The organism is Streptococcus sobrinus DSM 20742 = ATCC 33478, from assembly GCF_000686605.1.
Taxonomy (GTDB): domain Bacteria; phylum Bacillota; class Bacilli; order Lactobacillales; family Streptococcaceae; genus Streptococcus; species Streptococcus sobrinus.
The window spans coordinates 17979-35299 of the sequence record NZ_JMLC01000009.1 but is presented as its reverse complement, the minus strand read 5'-3'; the positions used below and the strand labels follow the sequence as shown (position 1 = coordinate 35299).

Below are 17321 nucleotides of genomic sequence, written 5' to 3'. Positions count from 1 at the left end.
AGCACTAATTAGTGGTAGTCTAACTAGTGCTCTCTTATAGGACTTAAGACGCCTGATTGGGCATCATTGATTAAGGTTCAGCTGCCAACCGCTGTAACTGTTGGTCCAGTTGCCTATAGGTATCTTCTAGGCTGCCATTGTTATCAATCAGCTGGTCGGCTAAGCGGATTTTTTTCGACAGGGGCATTTGCGAGGCAACTCGCTTTTGAGCTTCTTCTAAGGAGTAGCTATTTCTTGCCATCAACCGTTGCAACTGTTGGTCCTCGTCCAAGACGACCAACCAGATTTCATCGAACCAGTCTTCATAGTCCAGCTCAAAGAGCAGGGGCAGGTCCATAAAGAAAATGTCCTCTTCTTGAGCCAAACGATCCCGCTCCTTGATGAGTTCCTGGCGAATTATACGGTCCTGCAGGTCGGCTGATTTCTTTCTGGCAGCCGGGTCATTGAAAATCAATTGGGCAAATTTAGGCCGATCCAGCTCCTGATCAGGCCCCAAGATCCCTGTTCCAAAGGCTAAAATCAAAGCTTGGTAGAGCAGGTCTCCCTTGGCTTGCAGGCTATGCACCAGTTGGTCAGCATCAACCACTTGGTAGCCCTTTTGCCTGAGGTAGGCCGTCACCGTTGATTTGCCTGAGGCGATGCCCCCGGTTAATCCAATAATCTTACTCATTTCTTCTGACACTTGGGACAATAGTGACTACCCCGCCCTCCTACTTTGATTTTTTCAATAGTTGACCCACAGCGGGAGCAAAGCTCTCCCTCACGCCCATAGACCTCCAGAAAGTCCTGCATGGTACCATCCTCACCTAGGGTATTCTTATAGGTGCGAATGGTCGAACCACCACGCTTGATACCCTCTTGCAAAATCCTGATGGTCTGGTCATGCAACCGCTTGATTTCGGCTGGTCGCAAGCTATCTGAGCGTCTTTCAGGATGAACCTTGGCAGCCCAAAGCACTTCATCCGCATAGATATTCCCCAGACCAGCCACCAAGGATTGGTCCAGCAAATAGGACTTAATCGGCTTATGGGATTTTCTCAAAGCTCTCTCAAAAGGAGCTAATTTAAAGGTTTCCTTGGTAGGCTCGGGGCCTAATTTCTTACTGAGAAAATAAGCTGCTTCTTGGGACTTGGGCAGGTATTCCATGGTGCCAAACTTGCGGACATCCTGATAAACCAGGGTCGTACCATCGGTGAAGCTAAAGAAGGCATGGAAATGTTTGTTGGTCGGAACTTGGTCGGAAAAGAGAAAATATTTTCCCTCCATCCGCAGATGGGAAATGACTAGCCCACCCGTCAGCTCAAAAATCAGATACTTGCCCCGTCGCCTCATGGCCTGAACACTCTGACCTGGCAGCAGCAATTGGAAATCTTCTAGCCCTGTCCGAACCAGTTTGGGGTAGGTCACCTTGACTGCCTTGATGGTTTTACCGACAATTTGCTCTTCTAATCCACGTCGAACTGTCTCAACTTCTGGTAATTCTGGCATAGCTTCCTTTCTTGTCTTAATTTTCAACCGTTTTTTGACCAAAAGAAAGCCTCCTAATCAAATTGATGAGTTTCTTTCCAGCTCATGCTGAAGGTCTTTTAGATACTGCTTTTGCTGTCTCTTTAAATAGGGAGCAAGCAGCGGTTTTAAAAACCATTTTTTAGCGACTACATTTTCTGTAAAATCCACCAGAGTTTCGTGTCCTTGCTGTCTAAAACTGCCAATCCAGTGACCTTCAATGCTCTCATTATTGAGGTCGAATTCCAAAATATTGTAGGCTACCAACCTGGTCGTATGAAAATGAGTTTCTAACCCGCTCTTGGTCACTTCAATAAAATTGTGCTCGTCTAATATCTTTATTTCTTTAATATCGCTTCGCCAAGCAAAACGCTCAAGGTCGGTTACTGTATCCCAAATTCGTTCAATTGAGTATGGCAAGGTGTGGCTGATATGCGATAATGTCATGTTCTGACCTCCGTTATATTAGTGATTGACAAGAAAAGCTGAGTTGCCCCAGCTCCTTTTTAATACTCTTTCTTATTATAGCCAAAGTCGGCTAGGTCTAGTTTTTTGTCCCGCCAGTTTTTCTTGACCTTGACCCAGGTTTCGAGGAAGACCTTGTCCCCCAGCATGATTTCAATATCACGGCGGGCTAGCTGGCCAATTTTCTTGAGCATGCTGCCTTTTTTCCCGATGATGATGCCTTTTTGGCTATCACGTTCGACCATGATGGTAGCTCGGATGTGAATCTTGTCGGTCTCCTCATTTCGCTTCATGGAGTCAATGACGACGGCTACTGAATGGGGCACCTCTTGCTTGGTCAATAGGAGAACTTTCTCACGAATCATTTCCGACACCAGGAAGCGTTCGGGATGGTCGGTAATTTGATCCTCAGGGAAATATTGGTAGCCCTCTTCCAGATTCTTCTTGAGGAGATTGAGGAGGGTGGGAATATTATTGCCCTGCAAGGCCGAAATAGGCACGATCTCCTTGAAATCCATCTGCGAGCGGAAATCCTCGATTTTCTCCAACAGCTGGTCGGGGTGGACCTTGTCAATCTTATTGATGACCAGAATAACGGGAAGCTTGGCGGCCTTGAGTCGCTCCATAATCATATTGTCGCCCTTGCCACGTTCCTCGTCAGCTGGCACCATAAAGAGCACCGTTTCGACCTCCCGCAGAGTGGAATAGGCAGACTCTACCATGAAATCCCCCAGAGCTGTCTTGGGCTTGTGAATTCCAGGCGTATCAATAAAGACAATCTGCTCGCTATTGGTCGTGTAAATTCCCATGATTTTATTACGGGTGGTTTGAGCCTTGTCGCTCATGATGGCAATTTTTTGGCCCAGGACCTGATTTAAAAAGGTCGATTTCCCAACATTGGGACGACCTAGAATTGCCACAAAACCTGATTTGAATGTCATATTATTTTTTTAAGAAGGTAAGTCAACTTTGACCAAGGTCACCGACTAAATGTCAGCAGTCCCAAGTCAAGCCAGACTTGCTTCTTTCCTTTCTATCTTGTCTCTTTCTGCTAGTGGAAAATCAGTTGCCAGATCTTTGGCAAAAAGATGATAACCCCTGTCACCACCGCATAGCCGGAAATCATCAGAACCGCACCGGCTGCCATATCCTTGGCATTTTTAGCCAATATGGAAAAGTGATAATTACTGGCCAGATCGACCACATTTTCGATGGCCGAATTAATGATTTCAAAGGTGATGACCAAGAAAACCGCTAACAAGAGAAAGAGCCACTCAACAGCTGAAATATGAAAAATCAGACCAGCCAAGATCGCTAGTACCGCTGATACAGCGTGCTTTCGCATGTTTCGCTCTTCCTTGAAGGCGGTGAAAATCCCTGTCAGGGCGAACTCCAGACTAGAGGTCAGGGTCCGGTTTTTCCATTTCTTGGGTGAATTAGTCTCGCGTAAGTCCATAGGCTGTCAAAATCTCTTCCTGTAGGGTGAACATCTCTTTTTCTTCTTCAGGGGTGTAATGGTCGTAACCATTGATGTGCAAAAAGCCATGTACGGCCAAGAACCCCATTTCCCGTTGGAAACTATGGCCATAGCTTTCGGCCTGTTCATGAGCCTTGTCAACCGAAATGAAGAGCTCGCCGATATAGGCATCGTAATCCGCTATCATGGCTGCCAAATCAGGATCAGCCTCCAAGTCCTCCTGGGAAAATACAATATCAGTCTCAGGCTTGTACTCCAGACTAACCACATCGGTCGGCCGGTCCATGTCCCTATATTCTAGGTTGATTTGATGAATTTTCTCATTGTCAACAAAGGTGATAGCCATCTCCTTGTTTTCTTTGCCCAATTTCTTAGCCGCAAAATTGAGCATGTCCCTAATCTTATCCATCATTTCTTGTGAGACTTCCTGAGTCTCGTCCAGCATTTCAATATACATAGGTCATCCAATCTAATAATCATTCTTATTATAGCATAAAAGCCTCCAAGAATAGTCAGCTGGCTGGCAGACTTTACCAGCCTAATTTCTGAAAACCTTTTCAAAACCAACCTCCCTATGCTAAAATAAACTTATCACAAATTCACAAGGAGATCTTTATGACCTTTTCGCAAAAAATTCAGACGGCCTGTCAGGCCAAGGAAGAGCTGATTGACCAACACTTTGTCCGCTATGCGGTCAAGTCCATCTTTGCCGGTGCCTTTCTGACCCTCTCCACAGGGGTCGGTGGCATTGCCACTGATGTTATCAATCAGATTCATCCCAGCCTCGGTCGCTTCGTCTTTCCTTTCATCTTTAGCTTCGGCCTGGTCTATATTCTCTTTTTAAACTCCGAGCTAGTCACTTCAAACATGATGTACCTGACCGCTGGGGCCTACTACCGCTACATTTCTGCCAAGAAGGTCCTGAAAATTTTGGTCGTCTGCACCCTCTTCAATCTGGTTGGAGCAGCCCTGATTGCGGCCCTCTTTAATCAGAGTTTCGCTTACACGCTGGTGAATTCTAAGAGCTTCCTTGTCGGCGTTGTCCAAACCAAGCTGGCCAAAACCTCCAGCCAAATTTTCTTTGATTCGATCATCGCAAATATCTTTGTCAACATCGCCATTCTTTCCTACCTCCTGGTCAAGGACCAGACAGCCAAGACCATTTTGGTCATCTCGGCCATCTTCATGTTCGTCTTCATGAATGCAGAACACTTGGTGGCCAACTTTTCTTCCTTCCTCCTGATGGGCTTCAATTCGGTTCATCTGGATGGTTACAATCTGGCCAATGTCCTGCGACATTGGGGCATTTCCTTCATTGGCAATTGGATTGGTGGCGGCATCCTCATCGGAGCAGCCTATGCCTTCCTCAATAAAAAAGAGGACTAGTAAGGCTACCGGAGCCTGCCCAGCCTAGCATGCAAAAGGATTAACTGAACACTTAAAAATGGAGCCCCACAAGAGCTCCATTTTTATTTTTCTAAGATTTAAAGTTAGGGACTGTCAGTTTGGCCCTACTCCCGCTGTCGCCTGGGTCAGTCTTTTTCCCTAATAGTTGAGGCCTTGCCCTCATCTTCATAGGCCCGGATAATTTCAGCTACGACTGGGTGGCGAACCACATCTTTGGCGGACAGGTAGACAAAGTCAATCTGGCGAATAGTCTTCAGCTTATCAATGGCATCTAGAAGGCCTGAATGACTATTTCTGGGCAGGTCAATCTGACTGGTGTCCCCATTGACAATCATTTTGGAATTAAAGCCCAGGCGGGTAAGAAACATCTTCATCTGCATAATAGTCGTGTTCTGGGCCTCATCAAGAATGACAAAGGCGTCGTCTAGGGTCCGTCCCCGCATGTAAGCCAGAGGAGCGATTTCAATAATTTCCCGCTCCATAAGCCTGGTAGTCTGGTCCTTACCCAAAATCTGATATAGGGCATCATAGACCGGCCGCAGATAGGGGTCTACCTTTTCCTTGAGGTCGCCAGGCAGGAAGCCCAGGCTTTCTCCGGCTTCTACCGCTGGCCTCGTCAGGATAATTCGCTTGACCTGACCTCGCTTGAGGGCGGTAACTGCTAAAGTAACCGCCAAGAAGGTCTTCCCAGTTCCCGCAGGCCCGATGCCAAAAACGACATCGTGGTTCCTGACACTATCAACATAGACCTTCTGGCCCAGAGTCTTGACCCGAATGGGCTTGCCGTAATTATCCTTGATAATCTCTTCTTCATAAAGGGCGACAAACTTATCAATGGTTCCATTTTGAGCCATGGTCAAGGCCGTGACCACATCAGAGGTATTGACCAACATGCCCCGCCCAACCAAAACCAAGAGGGCTTCAATCGTTAGGCGGGCTATCTTCAAACTAGCCTCATCATCGCTTAAAATCTGCACCACTTCGGTTCTGGCATGGATGACCACGCCCGTATTTTCCTCAATCAATTTGAGATGCCGCTCATTGCTGCTAAAAAGGGCCATGAGGTCATCAGGATGTTTTAATTGAATATCAACAGAATAGTCCTGCAAATAGACTACCTCTTTCCTTGCTTAATGTAGTCCCATTATAACCTATTTGGACAGAAAAATCATGCTGGAAAAAAGAGGGAGAAGACAGACACGCAGCCGGTTTTCCTAGCCACAAGGCCTCTGTCTGAAGAGAAAATACCAACAGCTAAATGATTGTCCAGCCTCAATGAGCCAGATAATCTTCCCAAATTTTGTCGAATTGGCCGAGGTTGAAGCTAAAGCTGGCTTGGTCTTCCAAATAGCGACTGACTTCCTCAAAATCATCGGTGTGCTTGGGAAAGGTACTGTCGTTGAAGGCCAAGTCGGCTAGCAGGGCTGCTGGCTCCTGCGACTTGGGATTGCGTTGGGTCATCAACCAGGTGTAAAAGGATTTTCTCATAAGACGGGCCTCAATCTTTCCAATGTTCTTCAATAAATTTATGCCGCAAACCACTAGAGATAGTATAGCGTAGCGGGTCCTTCTTATAGAACTGCTGGTGGTAATCTTCAGCTGGATAAAAAGGCTGTGCCGGCTCAATCTGGGTGACAATCGGGTCATCAAAGCGACCGGAAGCCTGGAGCTTGGCCTTGGAAGCTTCTGCTAATTCTTTTTGCTTGGCATTCTCATAGAAGATGATTGGACGGTAATTATCGCCTCGGTCCTGAAATTGGCCAAAGGCATCGGTCGGGTCAGTCTGAGCCCAGTAAATCTCCAGAAGTTCCTGATAGCTGACCTTGCTTTCATCATAGATAATCTCTACGGCCTCGGTATGACCCGTCTTGCCGGAGCAAACCTCTTCATAGCTGGGATTGGCCACATGACCACCCGTATAGCCCGACAGAACCGAACAGACACCAGGATAGGTCTCAAAGGGTTGGACCAGACACCAAAAACAGCCACCTGCAAAAATTGCTCTCTTCATAGCAGCTACCTCCTTGCATTTTTTCTATTATATCACAAGAAAAAAGCCAAGCCGGAAAACCAGCTTGACTCATTTTGGGAGCAGGGCAAGGATTGCTAGGTAAAGCCAGCCAATCATCGTTCCAGTCTCTCAAATTTTCAATTTATTCGTATTCGTCGTTCAAATCTTCATCATCGTCGTCATCATCACCATCGTGATGTTTTTGACCATGGTCGCCATCGTGGTCACTGTCATCATCACCGTGTTGGTCGTCGCCTTGGTTAGAAGAGCTGCTACTTGATGAAGTAGAGCTTCCTTGAGAGGCTTGACTTGATTGAGTGGTTTCAGTGGATTGGCTAGTTTGAGATGATTGACTTGTTTGGTTAGATTGATTTGTTTAGTTAGATTGATTTGATGAATTGTCGGTATCGTTATCAATTTCTAAAATGCTACCATTTACGGCACTAACAACGTAAGAATAACCACATTCGCCATACTTGAAGTTAATCTTGTAGATTGGTGAATCATCTTGTTGATCCTTATCAACCTTCAATTCACTGACTTGGTTTTCTGCCAAACCAGCATTGTTTAAAACGATTTGCTTGGCTTCTTCATTAGTGAATGTCGCTTGTTGCTTGTTTTGGTCGCTAGAAGAATTTGAACCTGAGTTAGATGAACTATTAGTGTCATTATCAATTTCTAAGATGCTACCATTTACGGCACTAATATGATAAGAGTAGCCAGTTTCGCCACACTTAAAGTTAATCTTGTAGATTGGTGAATCATCTTGTTGGTCTTTATCGACCTTCAATTCACTGACTTGGTTTTCCGCCAAACCAGCATTATTCAAAGCAATTTGCTTAGCTTCTTCATTAGTAACTGTTGCTTGATTTTGGTTACTTGATGATTGAGAAGATGAGCTTGATCCAGCTTGGCTAGATTGAGAGCTTGAGCTACCGGCTTGTGAGCTAGCACCAGTACCAGTTGTTGGAGCTGAGCTGCTTGGTGCTGAACCAGTTGGTGTCGTTGTTGCACTTGTTTGTGAAGCTTGAGACTTATTATCCTTTTGCGTTACGGTTCCCTTATGAGCGTCAATGGTATAGTCATATTCCTTTTGACCTTCTTGGAAATCAACGACATAAACTGTCTTGTTTTGGTAGCTAGTCTTTTCGACTTTGGTAAAATGGGCTTGGCTCTCTTGAACACCGCAGTCTTTAAGGGCAACGGTTTTAGCTTGCTCTTGGCTGATACAATCAGAACTAGAATGTGAGTTGGCTGAAACAGCAGATACACCACCCAGCCCTGCTACAGCTAGGCCTAGCGTTGTCAAAACAGCATAAGGTAGTTTTTTGGTTTTGATTAATTTTGTCATTGGTAATTCTCCTTATTTATCTGATGCTACTAGCACTAGTAACCCAAATCGGTTACAAAGAGCTATCTAGCTTTTTTTGAATGATTCTCTACCTTCCGGATACAGCAAAAAATCATTCATAGAGGCAGCCTCGGCCGACCTCGCTCCCATTCTAACGAGACAAAATTTCTCTGTCCAGTCTCTGTCAAGCTTCCAAAAAAGCTGTAAAATTCGCTCAGCGCTTAAAATTAGGGACTGTTGCGATTTTATGTCAGAAAGCTAGGTGCGCCCCTATTCCTTGTATCCAAGTGAGGTTTTTTAAAGATAACAATTCTTTTACAGAGAATTTCAAACTTGAAACTTATCCAAGATTAATAGTTCATATAATTCTTATCTGAAAGATAGGTCATTGAGAAGCTAATAAAAAAACTACTTGGCAATCAAGTAGTTTAGTGATAAGGCTATCTGTTTTCTTCAGACATGGGTAAGGAATTTTAGAAACGTAGTTTTGGCTATGCAAAACTGCAGCAATCTCCCTGATTTCTGTTTCACAATCGTTAGGGGATATTTTGGAACACAGTTTTCGCTCTTTTACCCAATCTGCAGCAGTATCGCTAAATTTTGGTTAAGTTCATTTAGAGCTATAAAAAAAGCCTTGCAGCTTTTTTAGGATTATTTGGAGCGGCGAGTATGGTTGGTGTGATTAGTTGAGGACCGCTTCCCATAGTCTCCATAACTTCCGTAACTTCCATAGTTCCCGTAGTTTTCTGATTTCTCGTCAACCTTATTAAGAATGATACCTAAGAATTGAGCCCCGCTCTTTTCCATTTGTTCGATGGCCTTCTTCACAAAACGACGACGAATGACACCTGCCTCAGTAATCAAGATAGAGGCATCGCAGTCTTGAGCAATGATAGCAGCATCAACAACCTTACCAATAGGGGGTGTATCAATCAAAACATAGTCATAGTGCTCACGAACGGCTTCAATCATCCGTTTGAAGTTATCACTTTGGAAGAGGGCTGTTGGATTGGGGGGAACCTGTCCAGAAGGAATCATAGTCAAGTTGGCAACACTGGTCCGGCTGATAGTTGTTTGCAAATCAGCATGGCCAGACAAAAAATCAGTCAAGCCCTTAACAGGACCATCTGGTTTAAAACTTCCCATCATGACAGAATTACGCATATCAGCATCGACCAGAAGTGTCCGGTAACCTGCACGGGCAAAGGATACGGCCAAACTCATTGTAGTCGTTGACTTACCTTCTTTGGGATGAACTGAGGTTAAGGCAATAACCTTGATATCACTTCCACTAAACTGGATATTTGCCCGAATGGAATTGTAGTATTCCTCAGCTTTATCAATTGTTTTCTCTTTGTTACTAGCTAATTCTAAGTATCCCATACTTCCTCCTATAGGCTGTTGGTATCGGGAACAACCCCAAGCAAGGTACGACCAAGTACCTTCTCGATATCCTCACTAGTCTTGATGCGATCATCAAGAGCTTCAAAAATAATCAAGGTCACCACAGCGATAAAACCACCTGCAACAACACCAAGGACAAGATTTTTCTTAATACTTGGCGAAGTAGGTGATGATGGAACCTTAGCAGTTTCTGCCGTTGTAACATCTTCAACCTTGGTCACATCCTTGATTTTTTGGATAGCAACTTCACGCACAGCATTAGCGAGACGACTGGCTTCTTGAGCGCTTTTGTCCTTCACGGAAATCGTAATCAGCCGTGTATCCGTTGGTACTTGAACACTAATCTTCTTAGAAAGTTCAGCGGAACTAATGTCTAATTTTTCTTTGCTGACAACATCATCAAGGACATCTTGAGACTGGATAATTTCCTTATAGTCATTAACCAAATCGGTCCCTGCTTGGATATCTTGATAATTAATGGAATTGTTGGTGCTATTATTAACCACGTAAACCCGAGTAGAAGAAGTGTAGGTCTTTGGAATAATAAAGACACTGACAAACAAGGCTACGAAGCCAAAGAGCAGAGCCACGAAGAGTATCAAGAATTTGCGGTTCCATAATTTTTTGAGTAAGGCGAATACATCAATCTCAAATGATGCATTATCTGCTGTATTCATATGTTCTCCTTAATTAGTTTTCTTATCGAGTAAATCTTGAAGATTGTCCTTGAACAGGGCTTGAGCCTTTGTCTCACCATAGGTTTTAGTGATGACCTGGTAGGCTTCCTCCATAAAAGGAGGGCGTTTATCAAGATTATGCATATCGCTAGCAATACAGTAAACCAAATCCTGCTCTAAAAAGTATCGTCCCCGCACTTTGAAGGTTTTTTCCTTATCTCCAAAAAGTTTGGGCTTGAGAACATGGTTGCTGTTCACCTGAGTATAGCAACCCATGTTGATAATTTCCTGAACACGATCAGGTTTATTTTCTAGGGCATTATAACGCTCGATATGGGCAATAATCGGTGTGACTCCCAGCATCAGAACCTTGGTTAAGGCTTGGTGGATATCCCGCCAGGGAGTTGCCATACTAAATTCCATCAGGGCATAACGACTGCCATCCATGGTAGGAACCAAGCCCTTTTCCAACTTCTGCCGGAGATCTTCTGTGTAATAGAGCTCCCCACCATAGAGAATCGTTAAGTCTGGAAATTTTTCCTCTGCTGCTTTTTTTACCTGTAAAAAGTTAGCACGAATGGTCTCTTCTGGGGTCTCAAACATGTCCTTACGCCGATGAGAAGTCGAGACGATTGTCCGGACTCCCTGACGATAGCTTTCTGAGATTAGATTGAGGCTTTCCTTGAGCGTCTTTGGCCCATCATCCACATCAAAAACAATGTGCGAATGAATATCAATCACCCTTACTTACCTCCTAACACATCTTTAATCTGATCTGCTGCATCACTCACACTAGAGTCATCTAATTGCATCATATAGAGGGAAGCACCTGGCATTGCATAGGATTGCAATTCTCCTGTTGACCCTGTACCTGTAACGGCCTGCGAACTAACCTTGAAAGAGGAACCAGATTCCAATTGGGTATTAGCGATGGTCATCAAATCACTGATTGGCATATTAGTTTGGATAGAATCTTGGAGATTATTGGCAATAGAAGAAATCTTCGAAATTGATTTAGTTGAAGCCAACTTATTGATGATGGCTGTGATAACTTTTTCCTGGTTCTTACCACGGTCATTATCACCATTTTCTAAACCGTAACGCTCACGAACGAAGGCAAGAGCACCTTGCGAATCCAGGTGAACATTACCCACTTCAAAAGTGTAGTCCTTATTGGTGTGGGCTGTGAAAGCCTGGTCATTATAAACATCAATACCACCTAACAGGTCAACCAGTTTAAGGAAGGACGTGAAGTTGAGGCGGGCATAATAGTCGATGTTAATATTATAAAGATTTTCCAAGGTCTTCATGGAAGTTTGAACACCGTAGATACCAGCATGGGTCAACTTATCTTTCTGATTGTTACCGCCGTCTGGGATAGTGACATAGGCATCTCGAGGGGTGGTAGTCAAGAGAACCTTGTGGGTCTTGAGGTTGATGGACGCAATGATATTAACATCTGAACGAGAAACGGAGTTGATAGGACCATAGGTATCAATACCAGAAATGTAGATATTAAAAGCATTGGTATCAACTTTTTTATTAGACTCAACCTTGTTAGCTGTTTGAATCTTATGGCTGTAGATGGTTTTAACCTTACTCTTGAAATCCTTATCCTGATTTTCAATCAGGCTGGCATAAGCACTATTGAGAATAATGGCCTTGGTTGAACCAGACATCAAGTCATTATAGGCCTGAGCGTAGGAATCTACGTGGTTAACTGTTATAGTCTTAGACTTGTCGGCCTTAATCTCTTTGACAAATTCATCAATGTTGGTCCCATCACTTTGAGTTGGAGCTTCTACTTCATCAACGTCACTGAGGTCTTTGATAGAAGAGTCCTTGGGAACAACGATGCTCATCTCAACTTGAGAATATTTGGTTGAATCATTGAGGGTACCAACAAAATTAACCAGCCGATTTAATCCCAGGAAGGTAAGGGCAGAAACAATAGTGAAGACAACCAGCAGGATGCTCGTCCAGATTTTCGAGCGTTTCTTAATGATAAGAAAGGCAGTCAAGGTAAATACAGCGACTAAGAGAATTGTAAAGATAACATTTAGATAACGAGATGCCAAAAAATTATATTTATACATAAGAAATAGGGTCATAGCTGAGACCGCTGTGTATAATATAAATAGTAGAATATTGACAAAATAATGTGTACTAAAACTTTTTGACTTTGAACGATTGTGTCTTGCCATTATTTATTCTCCAGTATTATTAATTTCATGCTTTATTATACCTAATTTTTACGACAAGTCCAAGGAACTTTAATTCGTTTTTAACATGTTTGTCATAATTTAAATATTTAATAAAGCTCTGAAACGGCTCTACTGTTAGTTGCTTGCAGACTTTACTGGAAAAATATTTTACCAAAAAATATTTTCGGCTGAGACTGTTGAGGTTTTATTCCTGACCGCCTTGCCCTGATTGAGTCAAGTTATCTAACTGACTTTGCAAATCGGCCTTCTTAGAGGTTGTTGCAATCTTATCGATAGCTGTTTGGGCTGCTTGAAGGTTATCTGTAGTTGGATTAGCCTGAGCATCTGTCAGAGCTAATTTAGCTGAAACAATATTAAGACGCTCTTGATAGGCTTCTTTCTGGCTCTTGTTAGAAACTTGATCAATCTCATCTTGGATGGTATCAACCTTATCCGCACTTGGATTATTTTCCAGGCTATCTAAATCAGACTCTATTTTTTTATTATTTTGCGATGATGAAGATGATGAACTCGTACTGATATGGGTGGGCGCTACTTCCACATCTCCATTTTTAATGCTAGAGTTGACATGCTTGGCATAGACAAATAGCCCCAAAATAAGAGCAAGCAGGACAACACTCATCAATAAATAAAAACTTTCACTCTTTTTAAACTTCATAAGACTCCCTCTCTTTAAAAATTTTGGAAGACTGCCAAAGTGACTGGCAATAAAATCTCGTAAGCATACCCCAGCTCTTCTCTCCCTCTTAAACGACTTAAAATACTCTATGAAAATCAAAAACAAGACGGAGCAAAGACTTCAGCCACCAAAGAGGCAAACAATCTAACTTTACTTTCTCTAGTGATTGTCTAACTTCCTCACTAACCTCACAAAGTTGGTATAATTGCCCAACTTTATGAGGCCTTACAGGAAACTGCAGGCACCTCAAACGTTCTGGGAGAGCTTTTGAGGTGGAGAATGAGGAAAGCATTGCTTTCTTCATTAAGTACGGCAAAGCAAGTCGAGGAGGCAACTATCCATAAAAGCTGTCAATACTGCAGGTTTTAGGGATTTAGTGAGGGACATAAAGAACTGTTATAACAGTTCTTGTAACAAGTCCTCAGTCCTTATTTGAGCTCGCTTGTTCCTTGTCCCCTTTTTGATTTTCGAAGAGTATTAAATTCATCAGGATAGCTCATTCTGGCCTTCAGGCCCTATTTCAAAGCATATACAAAATTTATTATAGCTTATTTCCAGAATTATTCAAGCTAGTAGGAAATTAAGTGCGGAAAGCCTCTGGTGCTTATGAAGAGGTTGCTGTAGTAATCCCTGTTTTACTCCCACAAACAGCTCCAAGAGAAAAGAGAAACTGGCTGGAGTAGACACTCCAACCAGTTTCTATTCTATTTACTTGCTAGTTATTGGAATCCATACTTGGATACGCCCTGTTAAGAGAGGCGGGGAGCTTTGGCAATTCTCAATGAGGATCAACCACCTAGGTAAGCCTTGCGGACTTCATCGGAAGCTAGCAATTCTTGACCTGTACCTGACAGGACAATCTTGCCTGTTTCTAAAACATAGCCTCGGTCTGCGATGGACAGGGCCTTGTTAGCGTTCTGCTCAATCAGGAGGACGGTTGTCCCTTGTTTTTGAATATCTTGAATGATGTCAAAGATTTCTTGGATAAAGATTGGGGCTAGCCCCATGGAAGGCTCATCCAGAAGGAGCAATTTAGGTTTACTCATCAGAGCCCGCCCCATGGCCAGCATCTGTTGTTCACCACCGGACAAGGTGGCTGCATCCTGGTTCTTGCGTTCTTCCAAACGAGGAAAGCGATCGAAAACCCGCTTTAAGCTGGCCTGAATCTCGTCCTTACTATTATTGAGGAAGGCACCCATTTCCAGATTTTCCAGAACAGTTAGACCTGGGAAGACATGACGGCCTTCTGGCACTTGAGCCAGGCCATCGGCCACAATTTTTCGGGCAGCTGTTTTTTGAATCTGATTATCCAAGTAGCTGATAGTCCCATTGCTTGGACGGACCAGACCTGAAATCGTCCGCAGGATAGAGGTTTTACCGGCTCCGTTGGCCCCAATCAGGGTAACCACTTCACCTTCGTTAACCTCAAAGCTCACATCCTTGACGGCTTCAATCGCTCCATAGCTGATTGAGAGGTTTTCAATTTTCAACATAGACATTAAACTTCACCTCCCAAATAGGCTTCGACAACCCGTTTGTTAGATTTGATTTCATCTGGAGTCCCGTGAGCGATGAGACGGCCATATTCCAGCACGTAGATCCGCTCGGTAACATCCATGACCAAACTCATATCGTGTTCAATCAGGATGACTGTAATTTGGAATTCTTCCTTGATTTTACGAATTAGGGCGGTCAATTCAGCTGTTTCTTGGGGGTTCATTCCAGCAGCTGGCTCGTCTAGGAAGAGAATTTTAGGCTCGGTTGCCAGGGCCCGGACAATTTCCAAACGGCGTTGTTGACCGTAAGGCAGGTTCTTGGCCAAGGTTTCAGCATCTTGGTCCAAGTCAAAGATTTTCAGGAGGTCCATGGCCTTAGCCTTGAGTTCCTTTTCACTTTGATAATACTTGGGTAAACGCAGGAAAGAAGCTAAGAGATGGGCACTGTGACGATTGGCAAAACCAATCAAAACATTGTCCAAAACTGTCATTTCCTTAAAGAGACGGATATTTTGAAAGGTCCGAGAAAGCCCCAAAGAGGCAATCTTGTGGGGAGCCTTGCCATTGAGGAGGGTGCCATCCAGCGTGATAGTCCCTTCGGTTGGAACATAAACACCTGTTAAGAGGTTGAAGAGGGTCGTCTTACCAGCCCCGTTAGGACCAATCAAACCAACCAATTCACCCTTGTTGAGTTCCATGGAGACATCACCAACGGCAGTCAGACCACCGAAGTTTTTGGTTAAATTTTTAACTTCAAGAAGTGCCATTAGTCCTTGCCCTCCTTATTCTTATTGAAGAATTTTGCTAGGGTAAATTCCTTGGTTCCCAAAAGTCCACCTGGACGGAAAATCATAACCAGAATCAGGGCTAATGAATAGATAATCATCCGCAATTCTGAGAAATTTTGCAGGAACATATTGAGGATACCCAAGACAACACCAGCAATGATGGTACCGGTAATCGAACCCAGTCCCCCCATTACGGCAATAATCAAGTAGTCAATAGATTTCATGATGGTGAAATCTTTTGGTACGACCGTACCGATATAGCTGACGTAGAGGGAACCAGCAATAGCTGAGATAACAGCACCCATGACAAAGACCAAAACCTTTTGCCGGGTCAAGTTAACCCCCATAGATTCGGCTGCAATTTCATCCTCCCGAACAGCGATAATTTGCCGACCGGTTGATGAACGCAGGAAGTTGAGCACCAAGATAGTGATGACAACGACGAAGAGGAAGATAACTTGCCAAGTAGTGTAGGGCAGAATCCCCGTCAAACCAGCAGCTCCGTTGGTAAGCGTACCACCATTGATGATGATGATCCGAATAATTTCGGCCATACCAAGGGTTGCGATAGCTAGGTAATCCCCTTTGAGTCGCAGGGTTGGCACACCAAAGACGATAGCGACTAGGGCTGCGATGATAGCTCCCAGAAGCATAGACCAGTAAAAACCATCATAGGTTGGGTAGTATTGGGTAACGATGGCTGAGGCATAGGCCCCGATAGCCATGAAACCAGCTTGCCCCAAGGTAAACTGACCGGAGAAACCGAGAACCAGATTGGTTCCCAGTCCCATGAGGATGGAAATTCCAATCCCCATCAAAATCTGAATATAGTAAAGGTTCAAAAGACCTGTGCTTGCTAAAATTTGGAGAATGGCGTAGATGACTGCGACAATAGCAAGCCATGTTAGATTTAATTTTAAATTCTTTTTCATGTCCTACACCTTCTCTTTCACGTTCTTACCAAGAATACCAGCTGGACGAACCAGAAGGATAACAATCAAGACGGCGTAAACGATAGCATCACGGTAGGTTGACAGGCCAATCGCATTAGACAGGGTTTCCAAGATACCGATAACAAAACCACCAATAGCGGCACCTGGAATCAGACCGATACCGCCGAGAACGGCAGCGACGAAGGCCTTGATACCTGGCGTCATACCCATGAGAGGGTCAATGGAGTTGTAGTAAAGAGCAATGAGGACACCGGCTGCACCAGCCAGGGCAGAACCCAAAGCGAAGGTGAAGCTGATGGTAGAGTCGACATTGATCCCCATCAGCTGAGCGGCATCGCTATCAACGGATACGGCCCGCATAGCTTTACCCATCTTGGTTTGCTTAACAATCAGTTGCAAGCCGACCATAAGGACAATCGCCACGACCAAAATCAAGAGTTGAATATTGGTAATGGTAACTGGACCCAAGTCATAACTATGCATCTTGACAGCCTGTGGGAAGGACCGCTTATTGGAGCCAAAGAAGAAGACCATGGTGTATTCCAAGAGGAAGGAAACCCCGATGGCCGTAATCAAGGCCGAAATCCGAGTCGAATTTCGCAGAGGCCGATAGGCCAGAAACTCAATCAGCATACCCAGAAGGGCTGTCACAACCATGGAGAAGATTAGAGACAGCCAAAAGTTCATATGTAGGCCATTGATTGCATAGTAACCAAGAAAGGCTCCCATCATAAAGATGTCCCCATGGGCAAAGTTAATCAATTTAATAATCCCATAAACCATGGTATAACCTAGGGCCAGAAGGGCATAGATACTTCCTAGAATAATACCATTCACCAGTTGTTGGGGAAGTTGTGCTAACATAAAATACCAAACTTTCTA

At 44.0% G+C, this 17321-nt stretch carries 21 protein-coding genes; 1 reads left to right on the top strand and 20 read right to left on the bottom strand.

The annotated features are described in order from the left end of the window. Positions 1-70: 70 nt before the first annotated feature. The 6 genes from coaE to ybeY all read right to left on the bottom strand — a co-directional run bounded on the left by coaE (position 71) and on the right by ybeY (position 3905). The gene (gene coaE / locus BS63_RS0104480; RefSeq protein ID WP_002959988.1) at positions 71-670 is read right to left on the bottom strand and encodes a dephospho-CoA kinase; all 600 of its coding nucleotides are present in this window, start codon (positions 668-670) and stop codon (positions 71-73) included. Next, complete coding sequence (mutM, locus tag BS63_RS0104475) at positions 667-1488, bottom strand: DNA-formamidopyrimidine glycosylase (protein ID WP_002959986.1); 822 nt, start codon at positions 1486-1488, stop codon at positions 667-669. Before mutM ends, coaE begins: the two co-directional genes overlap by 4 nt. A 57-nt stretch (positions 1489-1545) precedes the next feature. After that, complete coding sequence (locus tag BS63_RS0104470) at positions 1546-1953, bottom strand: SRPBCC family protein (protein WP_002959984.1); 408 nt, start codon at positions 1951-1953, stop codon at positions 1546-1548. A 59-nt stretch (positions 1954-2012) separates the two neighbouring features. Further along, entirely contained in the window at positions 2013-2912 is a 900-nt protein-coding gene (era, locus tag BS63_RS0104465; protein ID WP_002959981.1) for a GTPase Era, read from the bottom strand. Between the two features lie 110 nt (positions 2913-3022). Beyond that, positions 3023-3427, bottom strand: a complete 405-nt coding sequence (gene dagK, locus BS63_RS0104460; RefSeq protein WP_002959979.1) for a diacylglycerol kinase — start codon at positions 3425-3427, stop codon at positions 3023-3025. Further along, positions 3408-3905, bottom strand: a complete 498-nt coding sequence (gene ybeY, locus BS63_RS0104455; RefSeq protein WP_002959977.1) for an rRNA maturation RNase YbeY — start codon at positions 3903-3905, stop codon at positions 3408-3410. Before ybeY ends, dagK begins: the two co-directional genes overlap by 20 nt. 158 nt (positions 3906-4063) lie before the next feature. On the opposite strand from ybeY, the gene BS63_RS0104450 reads away from it, so the two are divergent. Then, the gene (locus tag BS63_RS0104450) at positions 4064-4834 is read left to right on the top strand and encodes a formate/nitrite transporter family protein (protein ID WP_002959976.1); all 771 of its coding nucleotides are present in this window, start codon (positions 4064-4066) and stop codon (positions 4832-4834) included. 146 nt (positions 4835-4980) lie between these two features. Here the strand turns inward: BS63_RS0104450 and BS63_RS0104445 are convergent, their stop codons facing one another. From BS63_RS0104445 to BS63_RS0104380, 14 genes are all read right to left on the bottom strand, one after another. Further along, entirely contained in the window at positions 4981-5964 is a 984-nt protein-coding gene (locus BS63_RS0104445) for a PhoH family protein (RefSeq protein WP_028798451.1), read from the bottom strand. 163 nt (positions 5965-6127) lie between these two features. Next, positions 6128-6343 carry a YozE family protein gene (locus BS63_RS0104440; RefSeq protein ID WP_002959969.1) on the bottom strand — a complete coding sequence of 72 codons (216 nt, stop codon included), beginning with the start codon at positions 6341-6343 and terminating at the stop codon, positions 6128-6130. Positions 6344-6353: 10 nt separating this feature from the next. Continuing rightward, on the bottom strand, positions 6354-6866 hold the full coding sequence (msrA, locus tag BS63_RS0104435; protein ID WP_002959967.1) for a peptide-methionine (S)-S-oxide reductase MsrA: 513 nt from the start codon (positions 6864-6866) through the stop codon (positions 6354-6356). A gap of 159 nt (positions 6867-7025) precedes the next feature. Then, positions 7026-7283, bottom strand: a complete 258-nt coding sequence (locus tag BS63_RS0104430; RefSeq protein ID WP_002959965.1) for a hypothetical protein — start codon at positions 7281-7283, stop codon at positions 7026-7028. Continuing rightward, positions 7243-8217: a PepSY domain-containing protein gene (locus BS63_RS0104425; protein WP_019795344.1), complete on the bottom strand. Its 975-nt coding sequence runs from the start codon at positions 8215-8217 to the stop codon at positions 7243-7245. Before BS63_RS0104425 ends, BS63_RS0104430 begins: the two co-directional genes overlap by 41 nt. Before the next feature lie 651 nt (positions 8218-8868). Next, entirely contained in the window at positions 8869-9600 is a 732-nt protein-coding gene (locus BS63_RS0104420; RefSeq protein ID WP_002962669.1) for a tyrosine-protein kinase, read from the bottom strand. An 8-nt stretch (positions 9601-9608) separates the two neighbouring features. After that, positions 9609-10298 carry a Wzz/FepE/Etk N-terminal domain-containing protein gene (locus tag BS63_RS0104415; protein ID WP_002962672.1) on the bottom strand — a complete coding sequence of 230 codons (690 nt, stop codon included), beginning with the start codon at positions 10296-10298 and terminating at the stop codon, positions 9609-9611. A 9-nt stretch (positions 10299-10307) separates the two neighbouring features. Continuing rightward, positions 10308-11039, bottom strand: coding sequence for a capsular polysaccharide biosynthesis protein Cps4B (gene cps4B / locus BS63_RS0104410; RefSeq protein ID WP_002962674.1), 732 nt, complete (start codon positions 11037-11039; stop codon positions 10308-10310). A 2-nt stretch (positions 11040-11041) separates the two neighbouring features. Continuing rightward, on the bottom strand, positions 11042-12502 hold the full coding sequence (gene cpsA / locus BS63_RS0104405; protein ID WP_019784807.1) for an LCP family glycopolymer transferase CpsA: 1461 nt from the start codon (positions 12500-12502) through the stop codon (positions 11042-11044). Positions 12503-12707: 205 nt separating this feature from the next. Then, positions 12708-13181: a hypothetical protein gene (locus BS63_RS0104400; RefSeq protein WP_002962678.1), complete on the bottom strand. Its 474-nt coding sequence runs from the start codon at positions 13179-13181 to the stop codon at positions 12708-12710. 809 nt (positions 13182-13990) lie between these two features. After that, on the bottom strand, positions 13991-14701 hold the full coding sequence (locus tag BS63_RS0104395; protein ID WP_019775222.1) for an ABC transporter ATP-binding protein: 711 nt from the start codon (positions 14699-14701) through the stop codon (positions 13991-13993). Next, the gene (locus BS63_RS0104390; RefSeq protein WP_002962681.1) at positions 14701-15465 is read right to left on the bottom strand and encodes an ABC transporter ATP-binding protein; all 765 of its coding nucleotides are present in this window, start codon (positions 15463-15465) and stop codon (positions 14701-14703) included. The genes BS63_RS0104395 and BS63_RS0104390 overlap by 1 nt, the downstream gene beginning before the upstream one ends. After that, on the bottom strand, positions 15465-16418 hold the full coding sequence (locus BS63_RS0104385) for a branched-chain amino acid ABC transporter permease (RefSeq protein ID WP_002962683.1): 954 nt from the start codon (positions 16416-16418) through the stop codon (positions 15465-15467). The genes BS63_RS0104390 and BS63_RS0104385 overlap by 1 nt, the downstream gene beginning before the upstream one ends. A 3-nt stretch (positions 16419-16421) precedes the next feature. Next, a complete protein-coding gene (locus tag BS63_RS0104380; RefSeq protein WP_002962685.1) occupies positions 16422-17303 on the bottom strand; it encodes a branched-chain amino acid ABC transporter permease in 882 nt (293 codons plus the stop codon). Positions 17304-17321: the final 18 nt, after the last annotated feature.